Origin of the sequence: Methylosinus sp. KRF6 (assembly GCF_018887255.1) — a bacterium.
In the GTDB taxonomy this organism is placed as follows: domain Bacteria; phylum Pseudomonadota; class Alphaproteobacteria; order Rhizobiales; family Beijerinckiaceae; genus Methylosinus; species Methylosinus sporium.
Map to the genome: position 1 here is coordinate 2,171,735 of NZ_JAHLJF010000001.1, position 23,698 is coordinate 2,195,432.

Genomic DNA, 23,698 nt, shown 5'->3' on the forward strand with positions numbered 1-23,698 from the left:
CGGCGGCCTGACGCTCGCCGCCCTCGGCCGAGACAAGCCGAAGCTCGCCTGCTATAGGCTTCCGCGCCGAACACATTGCCGAGCAAGCTCGATATCCTCCATGTATTTGTCCATCGCCACCACGCATGCGCCGGCCACCGATCTCGGCTTTCTGCTGATGAAGCATCCCGATCGCGCTCATGACGTCGAGCTGTCCTTTGGACGCGGAACCGTGTTTTTCCCGCAGGCCGAGGCGGAACGCTGCGAGGCGGCGCTGATCCTCGACCTCGATCCGGTGGCTCTCGTGCGTGGCCGCGGAGGCGCCGAAGGGGTCGCGGATCAATATGTCAACGACCGTCCCTATGCCGCGTCGTCCTTCCTCTCGGTCGCGCTCAACAAGGCCTTTCGCACGGCGATGACCGGCGTCTCGCGCGAGCGGCCGGAGCTCGCGGCGACGGCTATCCCGCTCGAGATCGTCGTCGCGCCTCTGCCCGCGCCGCGCGACGGCGATTTGCTGGAGCGTCTCTTCGCGCCGCTCGGCTGGACCGTGGAGGCCGGGCGTATCGAAGGCACCGACGGCCCCTCGCGCTATGTCGAGCTGCGGCTCACGGGGACGCTGCGCCTCGCCGACGCGCTCGGCCATCTTTATGTGCTGATCCCTGCGATGGACGCCGACAAGCATTATTGGGTCGGCGACGACGAGGTGGAGAAGCTCGTCGCCAAAGGCGGGGCGTGGCTCGCTGCGCATCCCGAGCGGGAGACGATCGCGCGGCGCTTTTTGAAGAACCGCCGCAGCCTCGCGCGCGCCGCCCTCGCTCGTCTCGCGCCGGAAGCCGAGAATGAGGACGGTCCCGAGGACGAAAAGGCGCCGCCGCGCGAGGAGGCGCTGGAGGCGCCGCTGCGTCTGCACGATCGGCGGCTCGACGCTGTCGTCGGTCTATTGAAGGAAGCGGGCGCGCGCAGCGTCGCCGATCTCGGCTGCGGAGAAGGCCGGCTGCTGCAACGGCTGGTCAAGGAGCGCGGCTTCGAGCGTGTGATCGGCCTCGACGCCTCCACCCGCGCGCTGGAGCGCGCCAGGGAACGCCTGAAGCTCGATCGGGTCGGCGGCCCCTCCATGGAGCGTCTGAGCCTGCTGCATGGCGCGCTCACCTATCGCGACGCGCGCTGGGCCGATGTCGACGCCGTCGCCCTCGTCGAGGTGATCGAGCATCTCGACGCCGATCGCCTGCCGACGCTGGGCGAGATCGTCTTCGGCGCAGCGCATCCGAAGACCGTGATCGTGACGACGCCGAACGCCGAATATAACGCTTTGTTCGATTCTCTGCCCGCCGGCGCCTTTCGCCATCCCGACCATCGCTTCGAATGGACCCGCGCGCAATTTCACGATTGGGCGGGAGCCATCGCCGAACGCCATGGCTATTCGGTCGGCTTTTCCGGCATAGGCGAGGAGCATCCGGAGCTCGGCCCCGTCACGCAGGTCGCGGTGTTCTCGAGATGAATGCGCCTCTCCCGACCCTCCTGGACATTCCCGACTTCTGCCTCGTCGTGCTGATCGGCGCGACGGGCGCGGGCAAATCGAGCTTCGCGTCGCGCTGGTTCAAGCCGACGGAGGTGATCTCCTCGGATCATTGCCGCGGTCTCGTCTGCGACGACGAGACCGACCAATCGGCCTCGGCCGACGCTTTCGCGCTCGTTGCCGCCATCGCCGAGAAGCGGCTGAAGAACCGCCGCCTCGCGGTGATCGACGCCACCAATGTGCGGGCCGCCGATCGCAAATCCTGGGTCGAGCTCGCGCGCCGCTGGCATGCGCTGCCCGTGGCGATCGTGGTCGATCCGGGCCTCGACGTCTGCATCGAGCGCAACAAGGCGCGGCCGGATCGCGATTTCGGCCCCGGCGTGCCGCAGCGCATGATTCAGGAGATCCATCGCGGCCTGCGCGGCCTCGCCAATGAGGGCTTTCGGCAGATCTGGAAACTGTCCTCGGTCGCGGCGATCGAGGCGGCGGTCGTCGAGCGCCGCCCCATGTGGACCGACAAACGCGACGATGCCGGCCCCTTCGATGTGATCGGCGACGTGCATGGCTGCCTCGACGAATTGCGGCGGCTGCTCGAATCGCTCGGCTATGTCGTCGAGGGCGAAGGCGACGCGGTCGCCGTCTCGGCTCCGCATGGCCGCAAGCTGGTCTTCGTCGGCGATCTCGTCGATCGCGGCCCGGATGTTCCGGGTGTGCTGCGCCTCGCCATGGCGGCGCAGGAGGCAGGCGTCGCCTATGTCGTGCAGGGCAATCATGACCGCAAATTGTCGCGCTGGCTCGAAGGCCGAAAGGTCACGGTCGGCCATGGGCTTCAGGAGTCGATCGATCAGCTCGCGCAGGAGCCGGCCGAATTCCGCGAGCGCGTGAAGACCTTCCTCGCCGATCTCCGCAGCCATTACTGGCTCGACGGCGGCAAGCTCGCCGTCGCCCATGCGGGTCTGAAGGAGGAGATGATCGGCCGCGGCTCGCCCGCGGTCCGCGAGTTCGCTCTGTTCGGCGAGACGACGGGCGAGACAGATGAGTTCGGCCTGCCGGTGCGGCTCGACTGGGCTGCGAATTATCGCGGCCGGTCGGCAATCGTCTACGGCCATACGCCGACGCCGGATGCGGAATGGGTCAACAACACCATTTGCGTCGATACGGGCTGCGTCTTCGGCGGCAAGCTCACAGCGCTGCGCTGGCCGGAGCGGGGACTGGTCGAGGTTCCGGCGGCGCGCGTCTATTGCGAGCCGGCGCGCCCGCTCGCCCCCGCGCCCGAGACGCGGGCCTTGCAGGCCGAGGCGGATCGGCTGCTCGATCATGCCGACGTGTCGGGACGGCGATGGATCGACACGACGCTGCTGCGCCGGATTCCCGTTGCCGAGGAGAATTCCGCTGCGGCGCTCGAAGCGATGAGCCGTTTCGCCCTCGCGCCGCAATGGCTCATCTATCTCCCGCCGACCATGTCGCCGGTGGAGACGAGCGCGCGCGACGGCTTTCTCGAACGCCCGGAGGAGGCCTTCGCTTTCTTCCGCGAGCGCGGCCAAAAGGAAGTCGTGCTCGAGGAAAAGCACATGGGCTCGCGCGCCGTCGTTGCGCTCTGCCGCGATGCCGACGTCGCGCGCCGGCGCTTCGGCGTCCTCTCCGGCGAAAGCGGCCAGATCTGGACGCGCTCGGGCCGCGCCTTCTTCGCAGATGGCGCCGAATGCGAGGCGCTGCTCGCGCGCCTACGAAGCGCTTGCGATAGCGCCGGGCTCTGGGAGACGCTTGCGAGCGACTGGCTCCTGTTCGATACGGAAATCATGCCCTGGTCCGCCAAGGCCTCGGCGCTGATCGAGCAGCAATATGCGCCGGTCGCAGCCGCGAGCCACGCCGGGCTCGCCCTCGCCCATGACGCCGCCGCCCGCGCCGCCGCTCGCGGCGTTCCTGTCGAGGCGCTACGCGACAGGCTCGCGAGCCGCGCCGAAAAGGCCGCGCGCTATGGCGAGGCCTGGAAGCCCTATGTCTGGCCGGTTCGCTCGCTGGACGATCTGCGCATCGCCCCGTTTCATCTTCTGGCGAGCGAGGGCGCGACGCATTTCGACAAGGATCATCTCTGGCACATGTCGATCGCCGAGACCCTGGCTGCCTCCGGCGCGCAGAATGTCACGACGACGCGCTGGCGTCACGTCTCCCTAGACGACGCCTCGGCCTGCGAGGCGGCGATGCGCTGGTGGGAGGAACTGACGGAAGCGGGCGGCGAAGGCGTGGTCGTGAAGCCGCGAGACTTCATCGCGCGCGGCGCCAAGGGGCCGATCCAGCCGGCGTTGAAGGTGCGCGGGCCGGAATATCTGCGCATCATCTACGGCCCGGAATATGATCTGCCGGAACATCTCACGCGCCTACGCCAACGCGGCCTCGGCGCCAAAAGGACCAACGCCCTGCGCGAATTCGCGCTCGGTCACGAGGCCCTGACGCGCTTTACCGCCGGCGCACCCCTGCGTAAGACCCATGAATGCGTCTTCGCCATCCTCGCGCTGGAGAGCGAGCCGATCGATCCGAGGCTCTAGATTACGGGCCTTCCGACGCGGGGGGACTACTCTCACCTCGCTCTTTTTTATGGGTAATCTTTGTCCAAGATGCACCATGAGCGGTCACTGGCCCAGCGTAACGGGCATGGCCGTCGCGCCCACGCCGAGGAGGAATTGCGTCACGAGCCCCCAGCTATCAGTTAACTCCAATTTATCGGCTTCGCATTGGTGCTTTTGACGCGTCGCAATATCGCTTCTTCAGTGTGCTGGTCGTCTCGCCATTTGTACGAGAGCGTCAAATGATCGCCAGCGATAGACGCATCCAATGCGACTGTCCTGTCAATTGTGTCGACGACCGCGATGAGACGACCGTTTACTATCGATGGGTTCGCGATTTCAATCGGCCCGTTCAATGGACCGTTGCCGTAGCGAGCATTGACGTATGGAACGCATACGCCATACTTTGCCTCATGACTCTTGAGATAAAGCTAAGCCGGCTGCGCCAAATTGGGTGGGATGAGTGGGATCCTATCGGAATCCGCTGCTTCGATGATCAGTCGTGGCGTGATGTCGCTGCGGACGAATATGACACATATCTTCTTCACGTCGTGAGTCTGTTGCGTGCCGGAGCTTCGAAAGTGCACGCCGTTGAATATCTCGATATGATCGCTTCGGAACACATGGGGCTCGGAATTAGAACTGAAGAAGGTCATCAAGCGTCGTTGCGAACTGTTGAGGCGATACAGTCGTACATTAGCGGTTTGCCCGAAGGCCCGCTTCGAGTTCGACGAGGGTGATGCGGGCTTTTCCAAATGTCGGCTTAGGGTCCAGGCTGTGTGAAAACCCGCTCCGATGGATTCCTCTAGCGAGAGCTTTGTACTAGAATCGGGGCATGACGCACATACCCGGCTCCGATCGATCGCAGTTGCTGCTTCTGCCCGAGGCGATCGATGATTACGTCTCCGATGACAATCCGGTCCGCTTCGTCGACGCCTTCGTGGACGCGCTCGACTTAAAGGCCGCTGGGTTCGCGCGAGTCGAGGCGAAAGCGACGGGGCGTCCGGGCTATGCGCCGGGCGATCTGCTCAAGCTCTACATCTACGGTTATCTCAACCGCATCCAGTCGAGCCGGCGTCTCGAACGAGAGGCCAATCGGAACATCGAGCTGATGTGGCTGATCGGCCGCTTGGCGCCGGACTTCAAGACCATCGCCGACTTCCGTCGCGACAACGGGCCGGCGATCCGCGTGGCCTGCGCACAATTCATGGGGCTATGCCGCCAGTTCGACTTGTTCACGCGCGCCGTCGTGGCCATCGACGGCAGCAAATTCAAAGCCGTCAACAACCGTGACAAAAACTTCACAGTGAACAAGGTCGCCAAGCGGATCGAGCAGGTGGAGGCCAGCATCGCGCGCTACTTGTCGGCGCTCGACCAAGCAGATCGACTGGACAACGATCTCGCCAAGGCGAAGGCGCCGCGCCTGAAAGAGAAGATCGAGGGCCTGCGCAGACAAATGCAGTCGCTCAAAGAGATGGAAAAGCAGGTCGAAGCGGCGCCCGACAAACAGGTCTCTCTCACCGATCCCGACGCTCGCTCGATGGCGACAAGCGGCAAGGGCACTGGCATCGTCGGCTACAACGTCCAAATCGCTGTTGACGCCGAGCATCATCTCATCGTCGCGCACGAAGTGATCAACGACGGCACGGACCGGGCGCAACTGGCCTTCATGGGTCGTAAAGCGCTCGAGGCCATCGAAGGCGAAGAAGTCACCGTGCTGGCCGACCGAGGTTATTACAGCGGCGAGGAAGTGCTGGCTTGCGAGGGAACTGGCGTGTTGCCTCGCGTTCCCAAGACGATGACCTACGGCAAAGACAAGCTTGGCCTCTTCACGATTCGAGACTTCATCTATGATGCGGATAACGACAATTACATATGCCCTGCCGGCGAACGCTTGACCAAAGGAAAGGCGCGCTCCGATCGCCAAGACAACATCGACCACTACCGCAATCTCACGGCTTGTTCGAGTTGCGCCCTCAAGCACAAATGCACGCCCATGAAACACAAGCGCGTCAAGCGCTGGGAGCACGAAGACGTTCTCGATAAAATGCAGACTGCGCTCGACCGCATGCCCGACGCCATGACCATCCGCCGACAGACTGTTGAGCATCCGTTCGGGACGCTGAAGGCATGGATGGGCTGGACCCACTTCCTGACCAGGACCCTGGGAAAGGTCAAAACCGAAATGAGTCTTCAGGTGCTCGCCTACAATATGAAACGGATGATCAACATCGTCGGGATCAAATCGCTGATGGGGGCGATCACAGCCTGAGCGCCGCCAGCAACGTCCTGATTCTTCTTCGTCGTGGAACCAGAAACCCTTCGCGACGGCTCCCAGGCGGAGTTTCCACACGGCCTCGGTCAATAACCGACCTCGGAGTTTGGCATCCGCAGCGCCGTCGTAGACGCCGAAGTCAACTTGAGAGAACGCAGATCGCGATGCATGGTATGTTTCGCCGCAGGAACGCGGCTCGGAATTTTGCAGCCCGCTGATCCATAGGTAGAATCACGACCGATTCTTTCGTCTCTTGGATCTCCCATGATGCGCGCCGGCTCTGTCGCGAATTTTTCTCGCGGGCGGGTTGGGGCTATGATCGCCAGGCTGGGGCAGGCGGAATAGCGTGATGATCGATTTCAAGGGCAGCCATTTTGAACGCGACGTGATCCTGTGGGGCGTCCGCTGGTATGTGGCGTATCCGATGAGCTATCGTCAACTCGAGGAAATGATGGAAGAGCGAGGCGTCGAAGTCGACCATTCCACGCTCAACCGCTGGGTCGTCAAGTATGCGCCTTTGCTGGAGAAGCAGTTCCGTGCTCGCAAGCCCGCGATCGGATCCAGCTGGCGTCTCGATGAGACCTACGTGAAAGTCAAAGGTTGTTGGAAATATCTGTATCGAGCGGTCGACAAGGCGGGCGCGACGGTGGACTTCCTGCTGACGGCGAAGAGGGACTGCAAAGCCGCGTTGCGCTTCTTGCGCAAGGCGATCGGCCAGCATGGCGAGCCGGAGAAGATCACGATCGACAAGAGCGGCGCCAACACGGCGGCGATCGAAAGCTACAATGCGGAACATGAAGCGGACATCGAAATCCGGCGCATCAAATATCTCAATAATATCGTCGAACAGGACCACCGAGCGGTGAAACGAATGACGCGGCCGATGTTGGGTTTCAAATCATTTCGCTCGGCTGCTGCGACACTCTCGGGGATCGAGCTCATGCATATGATCCGAAAGGACCAGTTGCAGACCAGGGACGAATTGCGTCCTGCGCAGCAGTTCTACGCCCTTGCCGCGTGAGACATCGTTCTCACACGATCATCGCGTTCACAAACAAAATTTGCGACAAAGCCTGTTCGAACCGCTCCTGACTCAGATCCGCGCCTTGGCCGCGACCGCGCGAATGAGAGGAGAGCTGCGCCGCCCCGAGCTCGAGGATTATCCTCATCTACTCATCGCGCCGATCTGGTTCGCGATCATTCACAACGGCCTACTCGACCGCGCCCATCCTTTGGACATAGGCGATCTGTTCGAAGCGCATCTCGATCTCGTTTTCGACGAGGGAGGCGGCGCGGCAAAGCGCGAAAAATGCGTGACAGAATAGAGCCGGGATCAGCGGCGCGGCTGTCGAGGAGCGCGGCGATGACCGAGAACGGAACGGACGGCGCCGCCGATCGCGCGCGGATCATGTTGAGGCGGTTCTCGACAATCACGCCGCCGTGGCGAACGATCATAGACCATGCCGACCCATGTCAAAAATTTGCGACAAAGGCCGCCGCGATGCGTGTCTGGAGTGAAATCCCCGCCGCCATGGCGATAACGAAGACCAGCGCATTCGGATCGAGGAAGCCGAGATCGACGAGGCCCGGACCCGGACATATTCCCGCAAGTCCCCAGCCGGCGCCGAAGACGAGGCTGCCGACGACGAGCGGCGCGTCGATCTCGCTCGCATGGGGCAGGCGCAATGGCCCGCCCAACAGCGTGCGGTCGCGGCGGCCGGCGATCTGAAAGGCGACGAGCCCGACCGCTATGGCGCCGCCCATGACGAAGGCCAGCGATGGATCCCACAGGCCGAAAACGTCGAGAAAGCCTTGCACTTTGGCCGGCGAGGTCATCCCGGATCGGAGGTGATGATGGGCCTATGATCGCGGAGCACCGGATGGCCGGTCGTCAGGCCCGCGAGCGCGGGTCTCGCTCGCGCGACGACCACCCAATGATCGAGGATCGGAGCGGTGCCGAGATCATTGTCCGACGGGCGTCCCTCCGCGACGAGGTGCTCTATATCGTCTGCAAGGAGCCTTGCTCTCCGAATGATTTCGACCGGATTATGACCCAGAAAAAGCGTGTCACGCATACCTGCCCCCCCAGAAAAATTGACCGCGGACGTCGAAGTGATTCACCGACGACAAAAGGGCGCCGTCCGGCGCGCTTTGCGGTCATTGCGCGATGCGAGACCGACGACGGCGCGGCAACGGCGATGCGCAACGCGTCCGGATCACCGGCGCGGAGCGCCATCCGTCAGCGATGAGGTCGCAGGCGAGCGAATTTTGGCGACACAGGCCAAAAATGAGGATTTCGCGTGCGGCGACATCGCCTCGAAGGACGTGGAGCAGCGCGACGCTCATTACGGCGTCGACAGCGTCGGCCGGAGCGCGCTTATCGTGAAGCGTGCGAATAGCGCGAGCGATCGCGACAGCCGCATCGTCACGGGCGGCGCGCCATTCGACGCCGAAGAGATGCGCCAGCTCCTGTGTCAGCACCGCCTCATGTGCACTCGTGAAGGCGCAGGCCGGAAAACTTCTCCACCAAACGAGAGAAGACGTGCGATGAGATTCGATATTATGATAAGGATGCATGCATAGATCTCCTGATCGCGCTCGCTGCGAGCGCGTCGAAATTCGGGAATCGGGGAGCTAGATCAGAACGACGACCGTAACCGCCGCGCGGATCGAGGGCGGAACACCTCGGCCGTAGTGATCAGGCGGTGATCGCCGACTGCGGGGTGCGCGATGCTCGTAAGTATGAGCGCCGACCACATTCGCGCTACAATCGCCCAGTGATCGAGGATAGGAGCGGTCGCGAGCGCCTCGGTCGACGGTTCGCCATCCGCGAGAAGGCGGACGATGTCGTCGGACAGCATGCGCGTTTCACGCATGATTTCGTGAGGATCGTCGCTCGGAAAAACTGAATTACTCATTACGCATTACTCCATACTGGATCGCAGATCATGGAAAGAGAGCGCCGGTTCAGTGAAAGCGTTTGGCGCCATCCCCACGTTCGGGGCGCGGGAAGCGAAACGACGTGGCCCGATCGCGTTCCGGTTGTCGCGGATTGTCCGGGGTCTGCTCCTGCCGCAATCGCGGGGCGACGATCGGCTGGCCCGCGGCATCGAGGACAGTTCGGCGCTCGCGCCTCGCGTGCTGATTTCTGTCGACGTCCACCGCCGCAACGACTGGCCGCAAAAGCGTCGCGATTTGGCAGTCGAGCGTCTGCCGTAGGGTTGCGCTCATCGCTTCGATTTTAGCTGTCGCCGGCGCTCCGAGCGCCACGTCCAGCGCGTCGCCATGGAGCGTGATATCCGGGGAAAATCCGGATAGGCCGAGCCAGTCGACCAAGGCCGCGCCGCCGGTCTCTACAGTGTCGAAGCCGAGCTGCCGCAGCCAGGAAACCAAGCTCAGATCGATTGCCCGAATTTCCCGTTCCATGCGCCGACGCTTTACCGGCCCGGTCTCTCCGCCTCCGCGGCGTACCTGAAGCGCGCAGGCCCAACGTGCGTCGACGGCGACAATATCGGCGTCGAAATAGCCGCCGATATCGTCTTGGCTAAAGGTGATGCGCTGAATTCGGTCGAGCGCGAAGTCGGGAGAAGAGACGATGGTGAGAGCGCTGCGCATGAACGGGATTCTGACGTTCCTCCAGACTTCCATTCCGCTTTCGACGAGCGCCTCGGCGATTGCAGCTTCGATGAGGCCGCCGTGGCGCTTCACTATCGATCCGCACGTCGACAGCAATCTGGCGAGCGACGGATCGAACAACGGGTCGCAAGGGAAACTCGCGGCGAACGCATTTGCGACGGCTTGCCGTGTCGTGCGCACGAGGTCGTCGCTGCACTGAACCGGATTTTGTCGCTGGGGGCGGTGATGCGGCTTGATGGGCATGTCATTTCTCCTTCTCGGCTGATGACATGCTCTAAAGACCATAAAAAATCCGATGCGTCATCAAATCACCGGAGTTATAGTTAACCAATGACAAATGATTCGCCGCCACGACTTACACCCGCCCAGCTTCGCGCCGCGCGCGGCTGGCTCAATCTCTCACAGCGCGAGCTCGCGCAGACGTGCGCTGTAAATGTGAAAACGATCGCCGATTTCGAACGCGGAGCATCCGTTCCCTACGACCGAACATTACGCGACATCCAGCATGCTCTCGAAGAGCGGGGGGCAGAACTCCTGTTCGAAGATGGGGTCGGCATCGGTATCAAAGTTCGGAAGCTATGATATTTCCCGAGGGCTAGCCTGACGTCGTAAGCCGGCGATACGAGTCGAGCGCTGGGATTGAGTTCGTCCTCCTCGGGTCCTAAAGGGGCATCATGACAGGCTCGATGACTTTCACGAATGGAATATTGTCATGACCGCTCCCAAAGTTGGCGACTTTCTCATCGCTCGCGGCAAGTCGTGGCTCGTCGAGAATGATGACCGTACGGGACCTGTCTCAACTCTGCACCTCGTGTCCTGCGAGGACGACTCGCAAGGCGAGACGCTTCAGTTGGCGCCGGCGGCCGAGCTTCAGGCTCAAGTCGTCGATCTGAATGATTGGTCTTCGTTGCTCTCATCAGGCTTCGAAGGGCCCCAGCATCTCGGCGCATATCTTCGCGCGACGGAGTGGCGATCGGCTACGGCCGCGGAACGGAAGCTCTTTCAGGCGCCGTTTCGCGCGGGGATCCGTTTGGACTCCTACCAGCTCCTCCCGCTCGCGAAGGCGCTCGAGCTACCGCGTGTGAACTTGCTGATCGCGGATGACGTCGGGCTCGGCAAGACGGTGGAGGCCGGGCTCATCGTTCGCGAACTCTTGCTACGGCGACGCATCGAATTGATCGTCGTCGCGGCGCCAGCGTCGATGCTGCTCCAATGGCAGGACGAGCTCGCGCAGAAATTCGGATTGGACTTCACGATCGTCGATCGTGAGCATCTCCTCGAAACGCGTCGCACCAGAGGCTTTTCGGCCAATCCGTGGAGCGTGGGGTCGAGATTCATCGTCTCGCACAGCGTCCTCTCCGACGACGCCTATACGAATGGACTGCGGGACATCATGTCAGGCTTCCGTCCCGGCTCATTGCTCATCCTCGATGAGGCGCATCACGCCGCGCCCGCATCGGGGGCGGCATGGGCCGTGGAAAGCCAGTTCACGCGATCGGTCCGAGAAATCGCCGGTCTCTTCGAGCATCGCTTGTTCCTTTCGGCGACGCCGCACAACGGCCACTCGAACTCTTTCGCCACCTTACTCGAAATTCTCGATCCCCAGCGTTTTACACGCGGCATCGACGTCGAGGCGAAGGAGCTGGAGCCGGTGATGGTCCGGCGCCTGAAGGAGGATTTGCGTCGCCTTGGACATCCGTTGCCGGAGAGGCGCGTCGAACCCATTCGAATTAACGGTCTTCCCAAGGACGCGCCGGAATTGCGTCTCGCGGCGATGCTCGACGAATATCGCGAGGCGGCGGCCGGGGGCGCGAGGGCCCGTTTCCTCTTCGCCAACCTTCAGCAGCGGCTGTTTTCGTCGATCGCGGCGTTCGACCGCTCCTTGCGCACGCACCGCAAGACGCTGCTCCGGAAGCGGGAGGCGCAACAGGAGAACGAATCCGAGCTGCCCCTGGAATTGTCGAGGGACAATGACCTGATCGAGGAGGCGACGGCTCAGGCCAAAGGAGAGCTGAAAGATCTCGACGCCGCGATCGCCCACGTCGATCGGATGCTCGCGATCAGCGGCGCGGAGCGCGACGCGCCGGACGCCCGCATCGGCGCGATCCTCGACTGGATGCAGGCCGAGATGCTGGACGCCTCTCACGCTTGGCGCGACCGACGACTGATCCTTTTCACCGAATGGGACGACACGCGCCGCTGGCTCGTCGCTCGGCTCGAGGAAGGTTTGCTGCAACGCAGCCACGGCCGCGCGGACATCAAGGGACGCATTCTCGTCTTTACCGGCCAGACGAGCCTCGAGGAGCGGGACCGCATCAAGATCGCCTTCAACGCGCCCTTCGATCAGGAGCCCGTGCGCATCCTCGTCTGCACCGACGCCGCCCGGGAGGGGTTGAACCTCCAGGCGCGCTGTCATGACCTGATCCACGTCGATCTGCCTTGGAATCCCTCGCGCCTCGAGCAGCGCAACGGACGCATCGACCGCAAGCTGCAACCGTCCAAGATCGTGTCCTGCCGATATTTCATCTATGACCAGCGCGAGGAGGACCGCGTGCTGGACGCCCTGGTGCGCAAGACCGAGGTGATCCGACGCCAGCTCGGCGCCGCGGGCGAGGTGCTGCGAATGCGCATGGAGCAGACACTCACGCGAGAGGGCATTCGCCGGCGCGACGCCGCCGGCCTGGCGGCGTCCTTCGATGATGCGCAGTCCGAGCGCGTGAACATCGCCGAACGTGAATTGGGAGACGAGGCGGAGCGGCGTATCGCGCGCCTGAAGAGCGAACAGGATAAGCTCCAGCGCGCGCTCGAGCAGGCGCGCCGCCGAGTCGGCGTCGAAGGCGCCGACATTCGCCGTGTCGTCGAGGTGGCTCTGGAGGATGTCGGCGCCGTCTTCGAGCCGGGAGGTGCGAGCATCGCCGAGGCGGTCAAGCTCGATCCGGACGCGCCGAGCTTCTCGAAGGATGCGAGCTGGGCGTCGCTCTTCGATGAGCTTCGGCCCGGGCGTCCCTCCAATCCGAAGGACCGAGCGCGATGGCGGCGTCAGACGCCCGTGCGCAGCCTCGTGTTCGAGCCGCCCCGCATCCCTGACGGGGAGCCGGAGCCGCAGGACGTGGTGCAGCTCCACCTCGAGCATCGGCTCGTGAAGCGGCTGATTTCGCGCTTCGTCAGCCAGGGCTTCCGCGCCTCCGTCGGCCGGGTGACGGCGATCGTCGGCGACAACGCCGCGCCGCGCATGGTGCTGGTCGGCCGGCTCTCGCTCTTTGGCCCCGGCGCGCGGCGGTTGCATGAGGAGATGATCCCGATCACCGCCGCTTGGCGCGACACCGGACGCGAAAAGGGCCCGCTCGCGCCTTTCGGTGAAGCCGGGGAAGGCGCGACGATCAAACATCTCGCCGAGGCCTTGCGCGACGGCCGGTCGCCTACCGAGGGCGTCATCCATCGCCTGCAACAGAGCGTGGAGCGCGACATCGCCGACCTACGTCCGCATCTCGAGACCCGCGCCGCGGCGTCGGAGGCCGAGGCCGCCCGAGAACTCGCCGAGAATGGCCGCCGCGAGGCCGACGCGCTCTCCGCTCTGCTGCAACGGCAGATCGACAAGGTGCGCGACGCCATTCGCGAAAAAGCGCCCCCGCCGCCGCCTGCGCAGGGCGATCTCTTCGGTCCTTCGACGGAAGAGATGAAGAAGCAGCTCGAAAGGGAGATGCGGCAGTTCGAGGCCGACCGCCGCTCCTGGGACGGCAAGCTCGTCCGACTCCAGGACGAGCTGGCGACGGAGCCCGAGAAAGTGCGCAAGGGCTATGAGGTGCAGGCGCGTCGACTCGAGCCGATCGCCCTCATATACCTCTGGCCCGCGACCAACTGAACGAGACCATGACCTATCAGGCGCGCCCGGACGAAACCGTCGAATGGCTGAATTATCTCCAGCCGGAGGGGCTGGTCGTCGGCCCCAACATTCTGCGCGAGCGGGGCCTCAATCCCATCCGCCAGACGCCGCTCGACACGGAAGACGCCGCGCAGGCGCTCGGCCTCCCGACCGATGCGCGGCGCGAGGACGATCGGCTATTCGAGCTGCACGACGTCTGGCGCTTCTTCGAGACCGTGCTGGATTGGTCGGCGAAGCTCGTCGCCGGCGCCCCCGGCGGGCCGGCGATCCCGCCGGAACTCACCATCACCGTTCCCGAGCATGAGACGCTGCTCGCGCCGGACATGGTCGTCCTATGGAAGGGCGACGCGCCGGAGGGCGTTCCCGCCCAGGCGCTGGTGATGTTGCATCCCTCGCTCGAGGCGGACGACCGCAACCAGTTCCCGTCGAGCGAATGGGAGGCGAGCCCGCATCAGCGGCTGGAGCGCCTGCTGCGCGAAACCAATGTCGGCGTCGGCCTGCTCGTCGCGCGCAACACGCTGCGGCTCGTCTATGCGCCGCGCGGCGAGACGGCCGGCTGGCTCTCCTGGCCGCTCGCGCCGCTCGGCCGGGTCGAGGGACGCCCCATGCTCGCCGGCCTCAAGCTCTGTCTCGGCCGCAGCGCCTTTTTCGCCGGCACGCCGGAGACGCGCCTGCGGGCGCTGCTGGAGGCCTCGCGCGCCGCGCAGAACGAAGTTTCCGAAAAGCTCTCCGGCCAAGTGCTCGGCGCGTTGCACGAGCTGCTGCGCGGTCTGCACCGGGCGGCGCCGGAGCGCATCGAGGCGCTCGCCGAGAACAACCCGCAGCATCTCTACGAAGGCCAGCTCACCTGCCTCATGCGGCTGGTGTTCCTCCTCTATGCCGAGGACCGCGATCTTCTGCCCTCATCGCCCGAGCCGGCGCTCCGCCAGCTCTGGGAAAAGGGCTATTCGATCAAGACCCTCTACATGCGCCTCCTCACCGACGAGGCGCTCAATCCCGATACGATGGACGATCGGCGCGGCGGCTGGGGCCAGCTCCTCGCTGTGTTCCGCCTCATTCACACGGGCTATCCGGGCTGGGTCACCGGCCGCGGCGGCAAGCTCTTCGATCCGGAGGGCTTCCCCTTCCTCGAGGGCCGCGAAAAAGGCGAGGACCGCGAGGCTGCGACCGTCCTTCCGGTCTCCGACGGCTGCATCCTGCGCATTCTGCATGGGCTGATGACGATCGAGGGCCGCAGCCTCTCGAACGAGAAGATCAGGGAACGCCTCTCCTATCGCTCGCTCGATGTGGAATCGATCGGCTCGGTCTATGAGACCGTCATGGGCTTCACGACCGATCGCGCGAGCGAGCGCATGATCGCGCTGAGGGACGAAAAAAAGCTCCCGACCTTCATCGGCCTCGACACGCTGCTGGCGCAAAAGCCCGCCGACCGGCAGAAATGGCTCAAGGACAGATCGATCAAGCTCTCGGCGAAGCAGGCCAAGGCGGTGAAGGAGGCCGGCGATGTCGCCGCCCTCGTCGAAGCCTTCGGAACTCTCGTCGACGACCGCGCCTCGCCCAAGGCGACGCCCATCGGACCCGGCGCGCCCTTTCTCCAGCCGACCGAAGAGCGTCGGCGCTCCGGCTCGCATTACACACCGCGCTCGCTCACCGAGCCGATCGTGCGCCATGCGCTGGAGCCGGCTTTCGAGCGGATCGGCGAGCGGGCCTCGCCCGAGGCGGTGCTGGGTCTGAAAATCCTCGATCCGGCCTGCGGCTCCGGCGCCTTTCTGGTCGAGGCCTGCCGCCAGCTCGGCCAAAGGCTCGAGCAGGCCTGGAACATGTATGGCGCCGAAAAGCCCGTCGTGCCGCCGGACGAGGACGAGGCGCTGCATGCGCGCCGGCTCGTCGCGCAGAAATGCCTCTATGGCGTCGATCGCAATCCGATGGCCGTCGATCTCGCGCGCCTGTCGCTCTGGCTGGCGACTCTGGCGCGCGATCATGAATTCACCTTTCTCGACCATGCGCTGAAATCCGGCGACAGCCTCGTCGGACTCACGCGCGACGAGATCGCGGCGGCGCATTGGGACGCCTCCAAGCCCGGCCTGCCGCTGTTTCGCGACGCGATCAAAAAGGCGGTGGAGGGCGCGCTGCAAGGGCGCGAGGCGATCCGCAACGCCGGCGACGATGTGCGCATAGAGGCGCAGGCGGCGCGCTATTCGCGCGTGCTGGATGCGAGCGAGCCGGCGCGCATCGTCGGCGACGCGGTGATCGCCGCCTTCTTTTCCGCCGACAAGCCGCGCGGGCGGGAGACCGAGCGGCAAAAGGTCGAAAGCTGGATCGCGGGATCGCTCACGCCAGATTGGGAGCAGCTTCACCGGAAGGGCGATGCCTTTCGCGCCGAGCAGGGCTGGCGCCCGTTTCATTGGGAGATCGAGTTTCCGGAGGTTTTCGCGCGTGACGAGTCCGGCTTCGACGCAATTGTCGGGAATCCACCATTCCTCGGTGGAAAGAAAATCTCCGAGGAACTTGGCGAGAACTACAACGCATCAGTATCAATGATTCGACCTCCCAGCACAATGAACGCTGACCTTGTTGCTCATTTCTTTCGGAGAGCATTCAATCTCCTGAATTCTGGGGGAGCGTTCGGACTCGTCGCCACCAACACGATTAAGCAAGCAGACACTCGTGAAGCAAGTTTAGATGCAATCGTTCGGAGCGGTGGCTTCATTTTTAGAGCAACTCGTCGGTTGGTCTGGCCTGGAGAAGCCGCAGTTATCGTGTCCGTGATACACATTTCTAAGAACAGACAAAATTGCAATTTGGATGGGAAAGCCGTCAGCACGATCTCTCCGTTTTTGGTTGAGGGTAGCGCTCTTGGGAAGCCGCCTATGTTACACGACAATGCAAAGCAAGCATTCAATGGTTCTATGGTATTAGGCGCCGGATTTCTGTTTGATGATGCCGGGGCAGCACGAGGGGTTTCATCTTCTTTAAATGATATGGAAATTCTCGCCAACAACCATGACAACTCGCAATTTATATTTCCATATGTCAGCGGCGAAGATATTAATAACATTGCTGACGGAGGCATGAAGCGGGGGATTGTCGATTTTGCTGACCTCGAAGAGGCCGAGGCTAAGCAGAGAAGTCCGGAATTATACTTCCTGTTGAAACGCCTCGTTCAACCCGAGAGACTCACTCAAAAACGAAAAGACTTACGTGAGCGGTGGTGGCAATTCGCTTATCGTAAGAGTTCCATGTACAGAAAAATTCGTTCGAATGCTGATGTGATCGTTTGCGCTTATGCCGCGTCCCCTCACATGGCATTCCGGTTTTGGCAAACAAATGTTGTGTTCTCGAACACTGTCTGTATCATCGCGTCCAATCTGCGAAGCCGGTTCTGCGTCCTTCAATCCCGTGTCCATGAAATTTGGGCGCGGTTCTTCGCATCCTCGATGAAGGACGATCTCCGGTATACACCGTCTGACTGCTTCGAAACCTTCCCTTTTCCACAAGGCTATGAGACCGACGCAGCGCTCGAAGCGATCGGCCAAGCCTATCACGACCATCGCGCCGCGCTGATGATCGCGGCCGATGAGGGGATGACCAAGACCTACAATCGCTTCCACAAAGCGGACGAGCGCGGCGAGCCGATCCGTCGTCTGCGTGAGCTGCATGACGAGATGGATCGCGCCGTGCTGCGCGCCTATGGCTGGGACGATCTCGCCGAGGAGTTGCGCCCTGAGTTCCTGACCGAGGAGACCGAGGACGACCACACCTATCAGAACCGCTATTTCTGGCCGGCCGAGCAGCGCGACCGCGTGCTCGCCCGCCTGCTGGCGCTGAACGCCGAGCGCCACGCCGAGGAGGTCGCCGCCGGCCTCGCGCCCGAGCGCGGCGCGCGCCGCTCCGCCGAGGAGGCGGACGAAGCGCAGGATGTTCTCGATCTGTCGTGATCTTCTCGAAGCGCGCGCCGTTTGCGCGCTCGTGGCCGAATGATACAGTCCCGGCCGGTTCGGATTTATGAAATGAACGAAATCGCTTTCCCGTCTCCCGCCGCCTCCGAAGTCCCGCCGAAAGATCGTCTTTCCGACCTGCCGAAGCCGGGCTCTCCGGTCGAGGCGCGGGATCGTCTCATCGAGCTTCTGCGCCGCGATCTCGTTGGCCCGCATCCCGATCTCGACCCCGATCTCGCGCGCGAAATTCTCTCCGGCGTCAATCCCTCGACCTGGTATCTCACCGGCTATCTCGGCCCGCGCCGCGACGCTCCCACGGCGAGAGCCCCAGAATCGGAGGCCTCGGAGGAGGAGAGCGCCGAATTGCGACTCGAGGCGCAGCGCGGCAGCGAGGGCATGGAGGTCGGCGCGCCCGGAGGAGCCGGCTCCGAGGACAGCGCCGGCTCCGAGCGGCCGCCGGTGCGCTCCTTCGCCGCCTCGTCGCTCGGCCTCACCGTGCTGCTGCCGCGCGACGCGAAGGAATTGCAGGTCCGCGTGACCTGGGGCGACTATGTGACCGAGCCGCGGCTCGACGACGCCGTCTTCCTCCCCGCCGCGCGGGAAAGCGCCGAGGCGAAGGGCGAGAAGCCCAGATTTCCCGCCGCCAATGAGGTCGATTGGCGGCGCATCCCCCGCGAGGAGCGGCTGACGCTGCCGATCCGAGCCGGCGACGAGGCGGTGAGCGTCATTGTGCCGGACAGCGCCGCGCCCATGGCGCCGGGGGGCGGTCTCGAGCTCGTCGTTTCCGTCCGCGAGACGGCGACGGCCGGCATAGACGGGGTGAGGCGCGAGCTGCTGGCCGTCTCGGTCTTCCTCGTCAACAAGCGCGCGCGGACGCTCAGCCGTTTCGGCGATGTCGCCTTCTGCTTCCAGGCGAGATTGCAGCTCGATTTCGCCGGAGGCTTCGAGCCGCGTGACGACCGCGCCTCCTATGATGCGCAAGATCCCGACGAGCGTCTTGCCGATCTCCATTATTGCGACGTCTATTCCTACGCCGTCGGCCACAATAGCTCGGGCGATTGGGCGCCGGCCGTCGAGGGGCGCGTCACCAGCGTCTTCACCAATCCGCTGCCGACGCAGGAGGTGGAGAAGCTCGGCTCGGACATTCCCCTCGCCGGCGTCGAGCGCGGCATGGAGAGACTGGCCGAGGCGGCCGAAGATATCGCCGCCCTCGACGCCGCGCTCGCCGCTTTGCCGGCCGAATATGCGCGCTGGGCGAAAAGCCAAGCGGCGCTCGTCGGCCCACTCGACGGCGTGCGGCGGCGCGAGACGGCGCAAACCTGCCTCGCCGGAATAGAGACCGCGCGCCGGCGCATCGAGGCCGGCATCGCCTTGCTGAAAAAAGACGCGATGAGCCGCGAGGCCTTCGGCGTCATGAATCGCGCCATGGCGCTCTCCAATCGGCGCCGCGCCATCGCCGAAGGCAAGTCGCCGAAGGAGCCGAGCTGGCGCCTGTTCCAGCTCGCCTTCATCCTGCTCAATCTCGACGGGCTGGTCGATCCGACCCATGAAGATCGCGCGATCGTCGATCTTCTGTTCTTTCCGACCGGCGGCGGCAAGACCGAGGCCTATCTCGGCCTCGCCGCCTTCGCCATCGCCCGCCGCCGGCTCGCCAATCCCGGCTATGAAGGAGCCGGACTGTCGGTGGTTATGCGTTACACGCTGCGGCTGCTGACGCTCGATCAGCTCCAGCGCGCCGCCGGACTCGTCTGCGCGCTGGAATTGGAGCGCAAGGAGCGCAAGCGGCTCGGCGATTGGGAGATCGAGATTGGTCTGTGGGTCGGCTCCGCCGCGACGCCGAACCGGCTCGGCGCGGCCAGAAACCGCAAGCCCGGCACGGCGGTGTTCTGGCTCGACGAGCACCGCAAAGGGCGCGGCCCGGCGCCGGCGCCGCTGAAATCCTGCCCCTGGTGCGGAACGGATTTCAACAAGGACAGCTTCCGGCTCCATCCGAACGCCTCGACGCCGCAACGGCTCGACATCTATTGCCATAACGAGGATTGCGCATTTTCCGATACGCGCCTGCCGGTCGTCGTCGTCGACGAAGAGATCTACCGTCGCCTGCCGGCCTTCATGATCGCGACGGTCGACAAATTCGCCAATGTGCCCTGGGAGGGCCGCACCGGCGCGTTTTTCGGCCATGTCGAGCGGCGCGACGAGCTCGGCTTCTACGGCGCCGACGAGCCTCGTGGCGGTCGGCCGATCGGCTGCGAATTGCGTCCGATCGACCTCATCATCCAGGACGAGCTGCATCTCATTTCGGGTCCGCTCGGCACCATCGCCGGGCTCTATGAGACGGCCTTCGATCTGCTCGCCTCGCGGCAGATCAATGGCGAGAGGCGCGGGCCGAAAATCGTCGCATCGACCGCGACGGTCCGCCGCGCCGAAGCGCAAATCCGCAATCTCTTCGGCCGCGACCGAACGGCGATCTTTCCGCCGCCGGGCGTCCAGCGCGGCGACTCTTTCTTCGCCAAGGCGGATCGGGAAACGCCCTCGCGCCTCTATCTCGGCGTCGCCTCGCCGGGGCGTGGCCCCAAGCTTGTCTTCCTGCGCAGCTTGCAGACTCTGCTCGCCGGCGCCGCGGCTCTGTCTTCTGGCGGCGTCGACGATCCGGCCGACCCCTATCTGACGGCTCTCTGCTATTTCAACGCCCTGCGGGAGCTCGGCGGCGCGCGCCGCATCGTCGACGATGAGGTGCGCGCGCATCTAACCTCCTACGGCCGCAGCCGCATCCGCCGCGAGCCGATCGGCGCGCCTTTCTCTGACCGCACGCTGCGCGAAATCCAGGAGCTCACCTCGCGCTACAGCACGGACCAAGTGTCCGAAGCCCGCAAGCGCCTCGGCTATCCGGCGCGCGACAAGAACGCCGTCGATGTGGCGCTCGCGACCAATATGATCTCGGTCGGTCTCGATATTGGTCGGCTCGGTCTGATGGTCGTCCAGGGACAGCCGAAGACGGCGGCGGAGTATATTCAGGCCACCTCGCGCGTCGGGCGCGAATTCCTGAAGCCGGGCCTCGTCGTCACCCTGCTGAACATCCACAAGCCGCGCGACCGAACGCATTATGAGCAGTTCCGCTCCTTCCATATGAGCTTCTACCGCGCCGTGGAGGCGACGAGCGTCACGCCCTTCGCGCCGCGCGCGCTCGATCGCGCTTTGGCCGCGATGCTCGTGGCGGCCGCGCGGCATGTCGAGCCCGATCTCACCCCCAATGAAGCGGCCGCGCGCATCGCCGGCAACGCCGGCGCCTATCAACGCGTTCGCGATGCGCTCGAGGGAAAGATGCGAACGGCCGGACAGGATGAGAACGCGCTGCAAATTTGCCTCGCGCGCCTCGACGAGCTCCGCGACGCATGGGCGCGCTTCGCCGATCGACTGACCGCGAACGGCGGCGATTTCGCCTATGCGAATGAGGAAGCGGTCCGCCGTCTGCTGCAAGCGCCGTTCGAGCGGCAACCCAATATGGAGCCCGAGCGCGAATGGTTCGTCGCCGCGCGCTCGATGCGCGACACCGAGCCTGTTTCCCTAATGAAGCTGAGATCGCCGGACGGCTCTCCCTTTATGACCGCGAACGCAAAATGACAGATGTTACGCAGACGTTCAGCCAGCTCCTGCTGACCTATGGTCCCGGCGCCATGCTCGACCTTCCCGAGCATGCAGTCGTGGTGGGAGGCCTACAGGATTGGCGTTTCGGGCCGAGTTGGCGTCCGATCGAGGAGGAGCGTCTCGTCGCGCTCTTGCGGCAACAGCTCGGCGGAAAGCTGAGCTCGAGCTTTCAGGGTTTGCGCCAGCCTCCGGTGTTCGACGAGGAACGACGCGACGCCAATGCGCCCGGCGTCGAGGTACGGCTGTTTCCGACATGGTTCGTCGTCGACGACGCCGATGGCGACAAGGGCGACGGCCAAGCGCCGACGACGGAAAAGCGCAGGCGAATCGTCGAGTTCGCAGACCTGACCGTGAACAGCCTCGGCAAGCTGAGCTACAGGGGCGACTCCCAGAAATCCCAGGTCAACCCGATCCGCTTCGTTGGCGCCTGCGCGAGGGGGCATCTCCAGGATATCGACTGGCGCCGGCTGGCGCATCGCAACGGCGACCACAGTTGCCGCAAGCCAATGTTCTGGGTCGAACGGGGAGTCAGCTCCGATCCCTCTGACATTTCGGTGCGCTGCACTTGCGGCGCCTCGGTAACGCTGGCCGATCTCTATAAGCCGAAATTTCTCGGCGGCTGCACTTGCCAGAGCCCCTGGCTGACGCCGCGCCGCACCGCCGAAGAAAAGTGCGAGGAAAGCCTGCATCTACTACCACGATCCGCGACCAATACTTATTTCGCACAGACTGTGAACCTGATCTCGCTGATTAAATCCGACGACCGCGTGCGGCAGACGATCGCCGAACATCGGTCGACGATCGACGGCATTCGGGTCCTGCCGAATTTCTTGCAGGTCTTGCGGACGATCCCGCAGACGAAGGAGGCGTTCAAAGACTTTTCCGACGCCGAGATCATGAGCGCCCTCGAAGCCGGAGACGCCGTCGAGGCGGGACACGTCGACAATCCTAAGATCCCCGAATTCGATCTTCTCGCCTCCGGCGCTCCCGTGCTCGGTCGACCGGAGGCCGGCTCGCACCTCTATGGCGAGACGCTTCCGCGCGACAGCCTCGGCCTCACAGCCCCTTGGGACGCGTTCCTTCAGAATGTCGTCAAGGTGCATCGGCTGCGCGAGGTTATCTGCCTCTATGGTTTCACGCGGCTCGACCCGCCGCCGACGGCTGGCGAATGCGAGCTCGAGGAAATTCAGCTCAACGTCGATTGCGCGGATCTCGCCAGAAGCGTCGAATGGCTCCCGGCCGTCGAGCAATTCGGCGAAGGGATTTTCCTTCATATTTCCGCCCCGTTCATCAACGAGTGGCGGGAGCGCCCCGAGACGAAAGACATCTCGGATCAGCTCCGCCACCGCGAGGACAAAGACGCTCAGCGCTTCGGCCGACCGCCAAAGCATCTCGGCGAGGCCTATTGGGCGCTTCACTCCCTTTCGCATGCGCTCATGGCGGAACTCGCGCTCGAATGCGGTTACCCGCTCTCCTCTCTCAAGGAGAGAGTCTATTCCAGCGGCGCAGCCCAACCCGATCGCTTCGGCATTCTCATCTATACGTCCGCCGCGGGCGGTCAGGGCACTTTAGGCGGCCTGAGCGAACGTGCGCACGACATCGGTGCGCTCCTAGCTAGAGCGGCAAGCCGCCTTTCGCTGTGCTCCAACGACCCAGTCTGCGCGGAACAGGCCCGTGGAAACGAGGACTACCCGCTACAAGGCGCGGCATGCCACGCTTGTTTGCTGGTGCCGGAAACCTCATGCGAGGCCCGAAACGGACGCCTGGATCGCAGTCTGCTCGTCCAGACCGTTCTGGGGCAAGGCTCGCCATTATTGGGTTCCAATAACGTGCAGGTCTAACAATTTGATATCATGCCTCGACCTTGACAGGCTCAAAGCCGAGCGAAGGCGTTCGTGCTATCGACGTCCGTATTCACGAGGCCGGACTACACTGCTGTGGAAACTCGCATCTCGCTGCGGCACCCTCGTCTCGGCGGGGTGCTAGGGTCCAGACCCATAAACAGCTTGGCGTTTTGAACGCGTTGTGATTCACGGCTTCCGAAAGGAGGCGCCGATGATTCCCGATCGTTTCTGGCTGACGGACATCCAGTTCTCGAAGATCGCCCCGTATCTTCCGACCGACACGCGCGGCAAGGCTCGGGTCGACGATCGCCGGGTCATCAGCGGCATCGTGCATGTGCTGAAATCCGGCGGCCGCTGGATCGACTGACGTGCCCCCGAAGTTTCATCCAGCGGCGAGTTGAGTCCCGGCGGTTGATAC

The 23,698-nt window shown here is 63.9% G+C and carries 14 protein-coding genes and 1 pseudogene; 13 read left to right on the top strand and 2 right to left on the bottom strand.

Going from position 1 to position 23,698, the window contains the following annotated elements:
- The first annotated feature begins 100 nt into the window (after positions 1-100).
- The 5 genes from KP010_RS10440 (at position 101) to KP010_RS10460 (ending at position 7,659) form a co-directional block, all read left to right on the top strand.
- The gene (locus KP010_RS10440; RefSeq protein ID WP_216280857.1) at positions 101-1,477 is read left to right on the top strand and encodes a 3' terminal RNA ribose 2'-O-methyltransferase Hen1; all 1,377 of its coding nucleotides are present in this window, start codon (positions 101-103) and stop codon (positions 1,475-1,477) included.
- The gene (locus KP010_RS10445; protein WP_216280858.1) at positions 1,474-4,041 is read left to right on the top strand and encodes a polynucleotide kinase-phosphatase; all 2,568 of its coding nucleotides are present in this window, start codon (positions 1,474-1,476) and stop codon (positions 4,039-4,041) included. Before KP010_RS10440 ends, KP010_RS10445 begins: the two co-directional genes overlap by 4 nt.
- Positions 4,042-4,894: 853 nt before the next feature.
- Positions 4,895-6,331, top strand: coding sequence for an IS1182 family transposase (locus tag KP010_RS10450; RefSeq protein ID WP_216280859.1), 1,437 nt, complete (start codon positions 4,895-4,897; stop codon positions 6,329-6,331).
- 352 nt (positions 6,332-6,683) lie between these two features.
- Positions 6,684-7,355: an IS6 family transposase gene (locus KP010_RS10455; RefSeq protein ID WP_216280860.1), complete on the top strand. Its 672-nt coding sequence runs from the start codon at positions 6,684-6,686 to the stop codon at positions 7,353-7,355.
- A 103-nt stretch (positions 7,356-7,458) separates the two neighbouring features.
- Positions 7,459-7,659: a hypothetical protein gene (locus tag KP010_RS10460; protein WP_216280861.1), complete on the top strand. Its 201-nt coding sequence runs from the start codon at positions 7,459-7,461 to the stop codon at positions 7,657-7,659.
- A 148-nt stretch (positions 7,660-7,807) separates the two neighbouring features.
- On the opposite strand, the gene KP010_RS10465 is transcribed toward KP010_RS10460, so the two are convergent.
- Positions 7,808-8,170, bottom strand: coding sequence for a DUF6691 family protein (locus KP010_RS10465; protein ID WP_216280862.1), 363 nt, complete (start codon positions 8,168-8,170; stop codon positions 7,808-7,810).
- A gap of 26 nt (positions 8,171-8,196) precedes the next feature.
- Here KP010_RS10465 and KP010_RS10470 point away from each other — a divergent pair, with 26 nt between their 5' ends.
- Both KP010_RS10470 and KP010_RS10475 read left to right on the top strand, forming a co-directional pair.
- Positions 8,197-8,583, top strand: a complete 387-nt coding sequence (locus KP010_RS10470; RefSeq protein ID WP_216280863.1) for a hypothetical protein — start codon at positions 8,197-8,199, stop codon at positions 8,581-8,583.
- 19 nt (positions 8,584-8,602) lie between these two features.
- On the top strand, positions 8,603-8,917 hold the full coding sequence (locus KP010_RS10475) for a hypothetical protein (protein ID WP_216280864.1): 315 nt from the start codon (positions 8,603-8,605) through the stop codon (positions 8,915-8,917).
- Positions 8,918-9,301: 384 nt separating this feature from the next.
- On the opposite strand, the gene KP010_RS10480 is transcribed toward KP010_RS10475, so the two are convergent.
- On the bottom strand, positions 9,302-10,213 hold the full coding sequence (locus tag KP010_RS10480; RefSeq protein ID WP_216280865.1) for a hypothetical protein: 912 nt from the start codon (positions 10,211-10,213) through the stop codon (positions 9,302-9,304).
- A gap of 87 nt (positions 10,214-10,300) precedes the next feature.
- Between KP010_RS10480 and KP010_RS10485 the strand changes: the two genes are divergently transcribed.
- The 6 genes and pseudogenes from KP010_RS10485 to KP010_RS10510 all read left to right on the top strand — a co-directional run.
- Positions 10,301-10,552 carry a helix-turn-helix domain-containing protein gene (locus KP010_RS10485; RefSeq protein WP_084768556.1) on the top strand — a complete coding sequence of 84 codons (252 nt, stop codon included), beginning with the start codon at positions 10,301-10,303 and terminating at the stop codon, positions 10,550-10,552.
- 130 nt (positions 10,553-10,682) lie between these two features.
- Positions 10,683-13,832 carry a DISARM system SNF2-like helicase DrmD gene (gene drmD / locus KP010_RS10490; RefSeq protein ID WP_216280866.1) on the top strand — a complete coding sequence of 1,050 codons (3,150 nt, stop codon included), beginning with the start codon at positions 10,683-10,685 and terminating at the stop codon, positions 13,830-13,832.
- 8 nt (positions 13,833-13,840) lie between these two features.
- Positions 13,841-17,791: an Eco57I restriction-modification methylase domain-containing protein gene (locus KP010_RS10495; RefSeq protein ID WP_216280867.1), complete on the top strand. Its 3,951-nt coding sequence runs from the start codon at positions 13,841-13,843 to the stop codon at positions 17,789-17,791.
- A 72-nt stretch (positions 17,792-17,863) separates the two neighbouring features.
- The gene (drmA, locus tag KP010_RS10500; RefSeq protein ID WP_216280868.1) at positions 17,864-21,412 is read left to right on the top strand and encodes a DISARM system helicase DrmA; all 3,549 of its coding nucleotides are present in this window, start codon (positions 17,864-17,866) and stop codon (positions 21,410-21,412) included.
- A gap of 53 nt (positions 21,413-21,465) precedes the next feature.
- A complete protein-coding gene (drmB, locus tag KP010_RS10505; RefSeq protein ID WP_253203861.1) occupies positions 21,466-23,277 on the top strand; it encodes a DUF1998 domain-containing protein in 1,812 nt (603 codons plus the stop codon).
- A gap of 214 nt (positions 23,278-23,491) precedes the next feature.
- Positions 23,492-23,644 (top strand): annotated as a pseudogene (locus KP010_RS10510) (transposase); the annotation flags it as partial.
- Between the last annotated feature and the right edge of the window lie 54 nt (positions 23,645-23,698).

Coding starts and splice junctions, on each gene's coding strand:
- KP010_RS10440 (WP_216280857.1), top strand. CDS start 101: ATGTATTTGTCCATCGCCACCACGCATGCGCCGGCCACCGATCTCGGC.
- KP010_RS10445 (WP_216280858.1), top strand. CDS start 1,474: ATGAATGCGCCTCTCCCGACCCTCCTGGACATTCCCGACTTCTGCCTC.
- KP010_RS10450 (WP_216280859.1), top strand. CDS start 4,895: ATGACGCACATACCCGGCTCCGATCGATCGCAGTTGCTGCTTCTGCCC.
- KP010_RS10455 (WP_216280860.1), top strand. CDS start 6,684: ATGATCGATTTCAAGGGCAGCCATTTTGAACGCGACGTGATCCTGTGG.
- KP010_RS10460 (WP_216280861.1), top strand. CDS start 7,459: ATGAGAGGAGAGCTGCGCCGCCCCGAGCTCGAGGATTATCCTCATCTA.
- KP010_RS10465 (WP_216280862.1), bottom strand. CDS start 8,170: ATGACCTCGCCGGCCAAAGTGCAAGGCTTTCTCGACGTTTTCGGCCTG.
- KP010_RS10470 (WP_216280863.1), top strand. CDS start 8,197: ATGATCGCGGAGCACCGGATGGCCGGTCGTCAGGCCCGCGAGCGCGGG.
- KP010_RS10480 (WP_216280865.1), bottom strand. CDS start 10,213: ATGCCCATCAAGCCGCATCACCGCCCCCAGCGACAAAATCCGGTTCAG.
- KP010_RS10485 (WP_084768556.1), top strand. CDS start 10,301: ATGACAAATGATTCGCCGCCACGACTTACACCCGCCCAGCTTCGCGCC.
- drmD (WP_216280866.1), top strand. CDS start 10,683: ATGACCGCTCCCAAAGTTGGCGACTTTCTCATCGCTCGCGGCAAGTCG.
- KP010_RS10495 (WP_216280867.1), top strand. CDS start 13,841: ATGACCTATCAGGCGCGCCCGGACGAAACCGTCGAATGGCTGAATTAT.
- drmA (WP_216280868.1), top strand. CDS start 17,864: ATGAACGAAATCGCTTTCCCGTCTCCCGCCGCCTCCGAAGTCCCGCCG.
- drmB (WP_253203861.1), top strand. CDS start 21,466: ATGCTCGACCTTCCCGAGCATGCAGTCGTGGTGGGAGGCCTACAGGAT.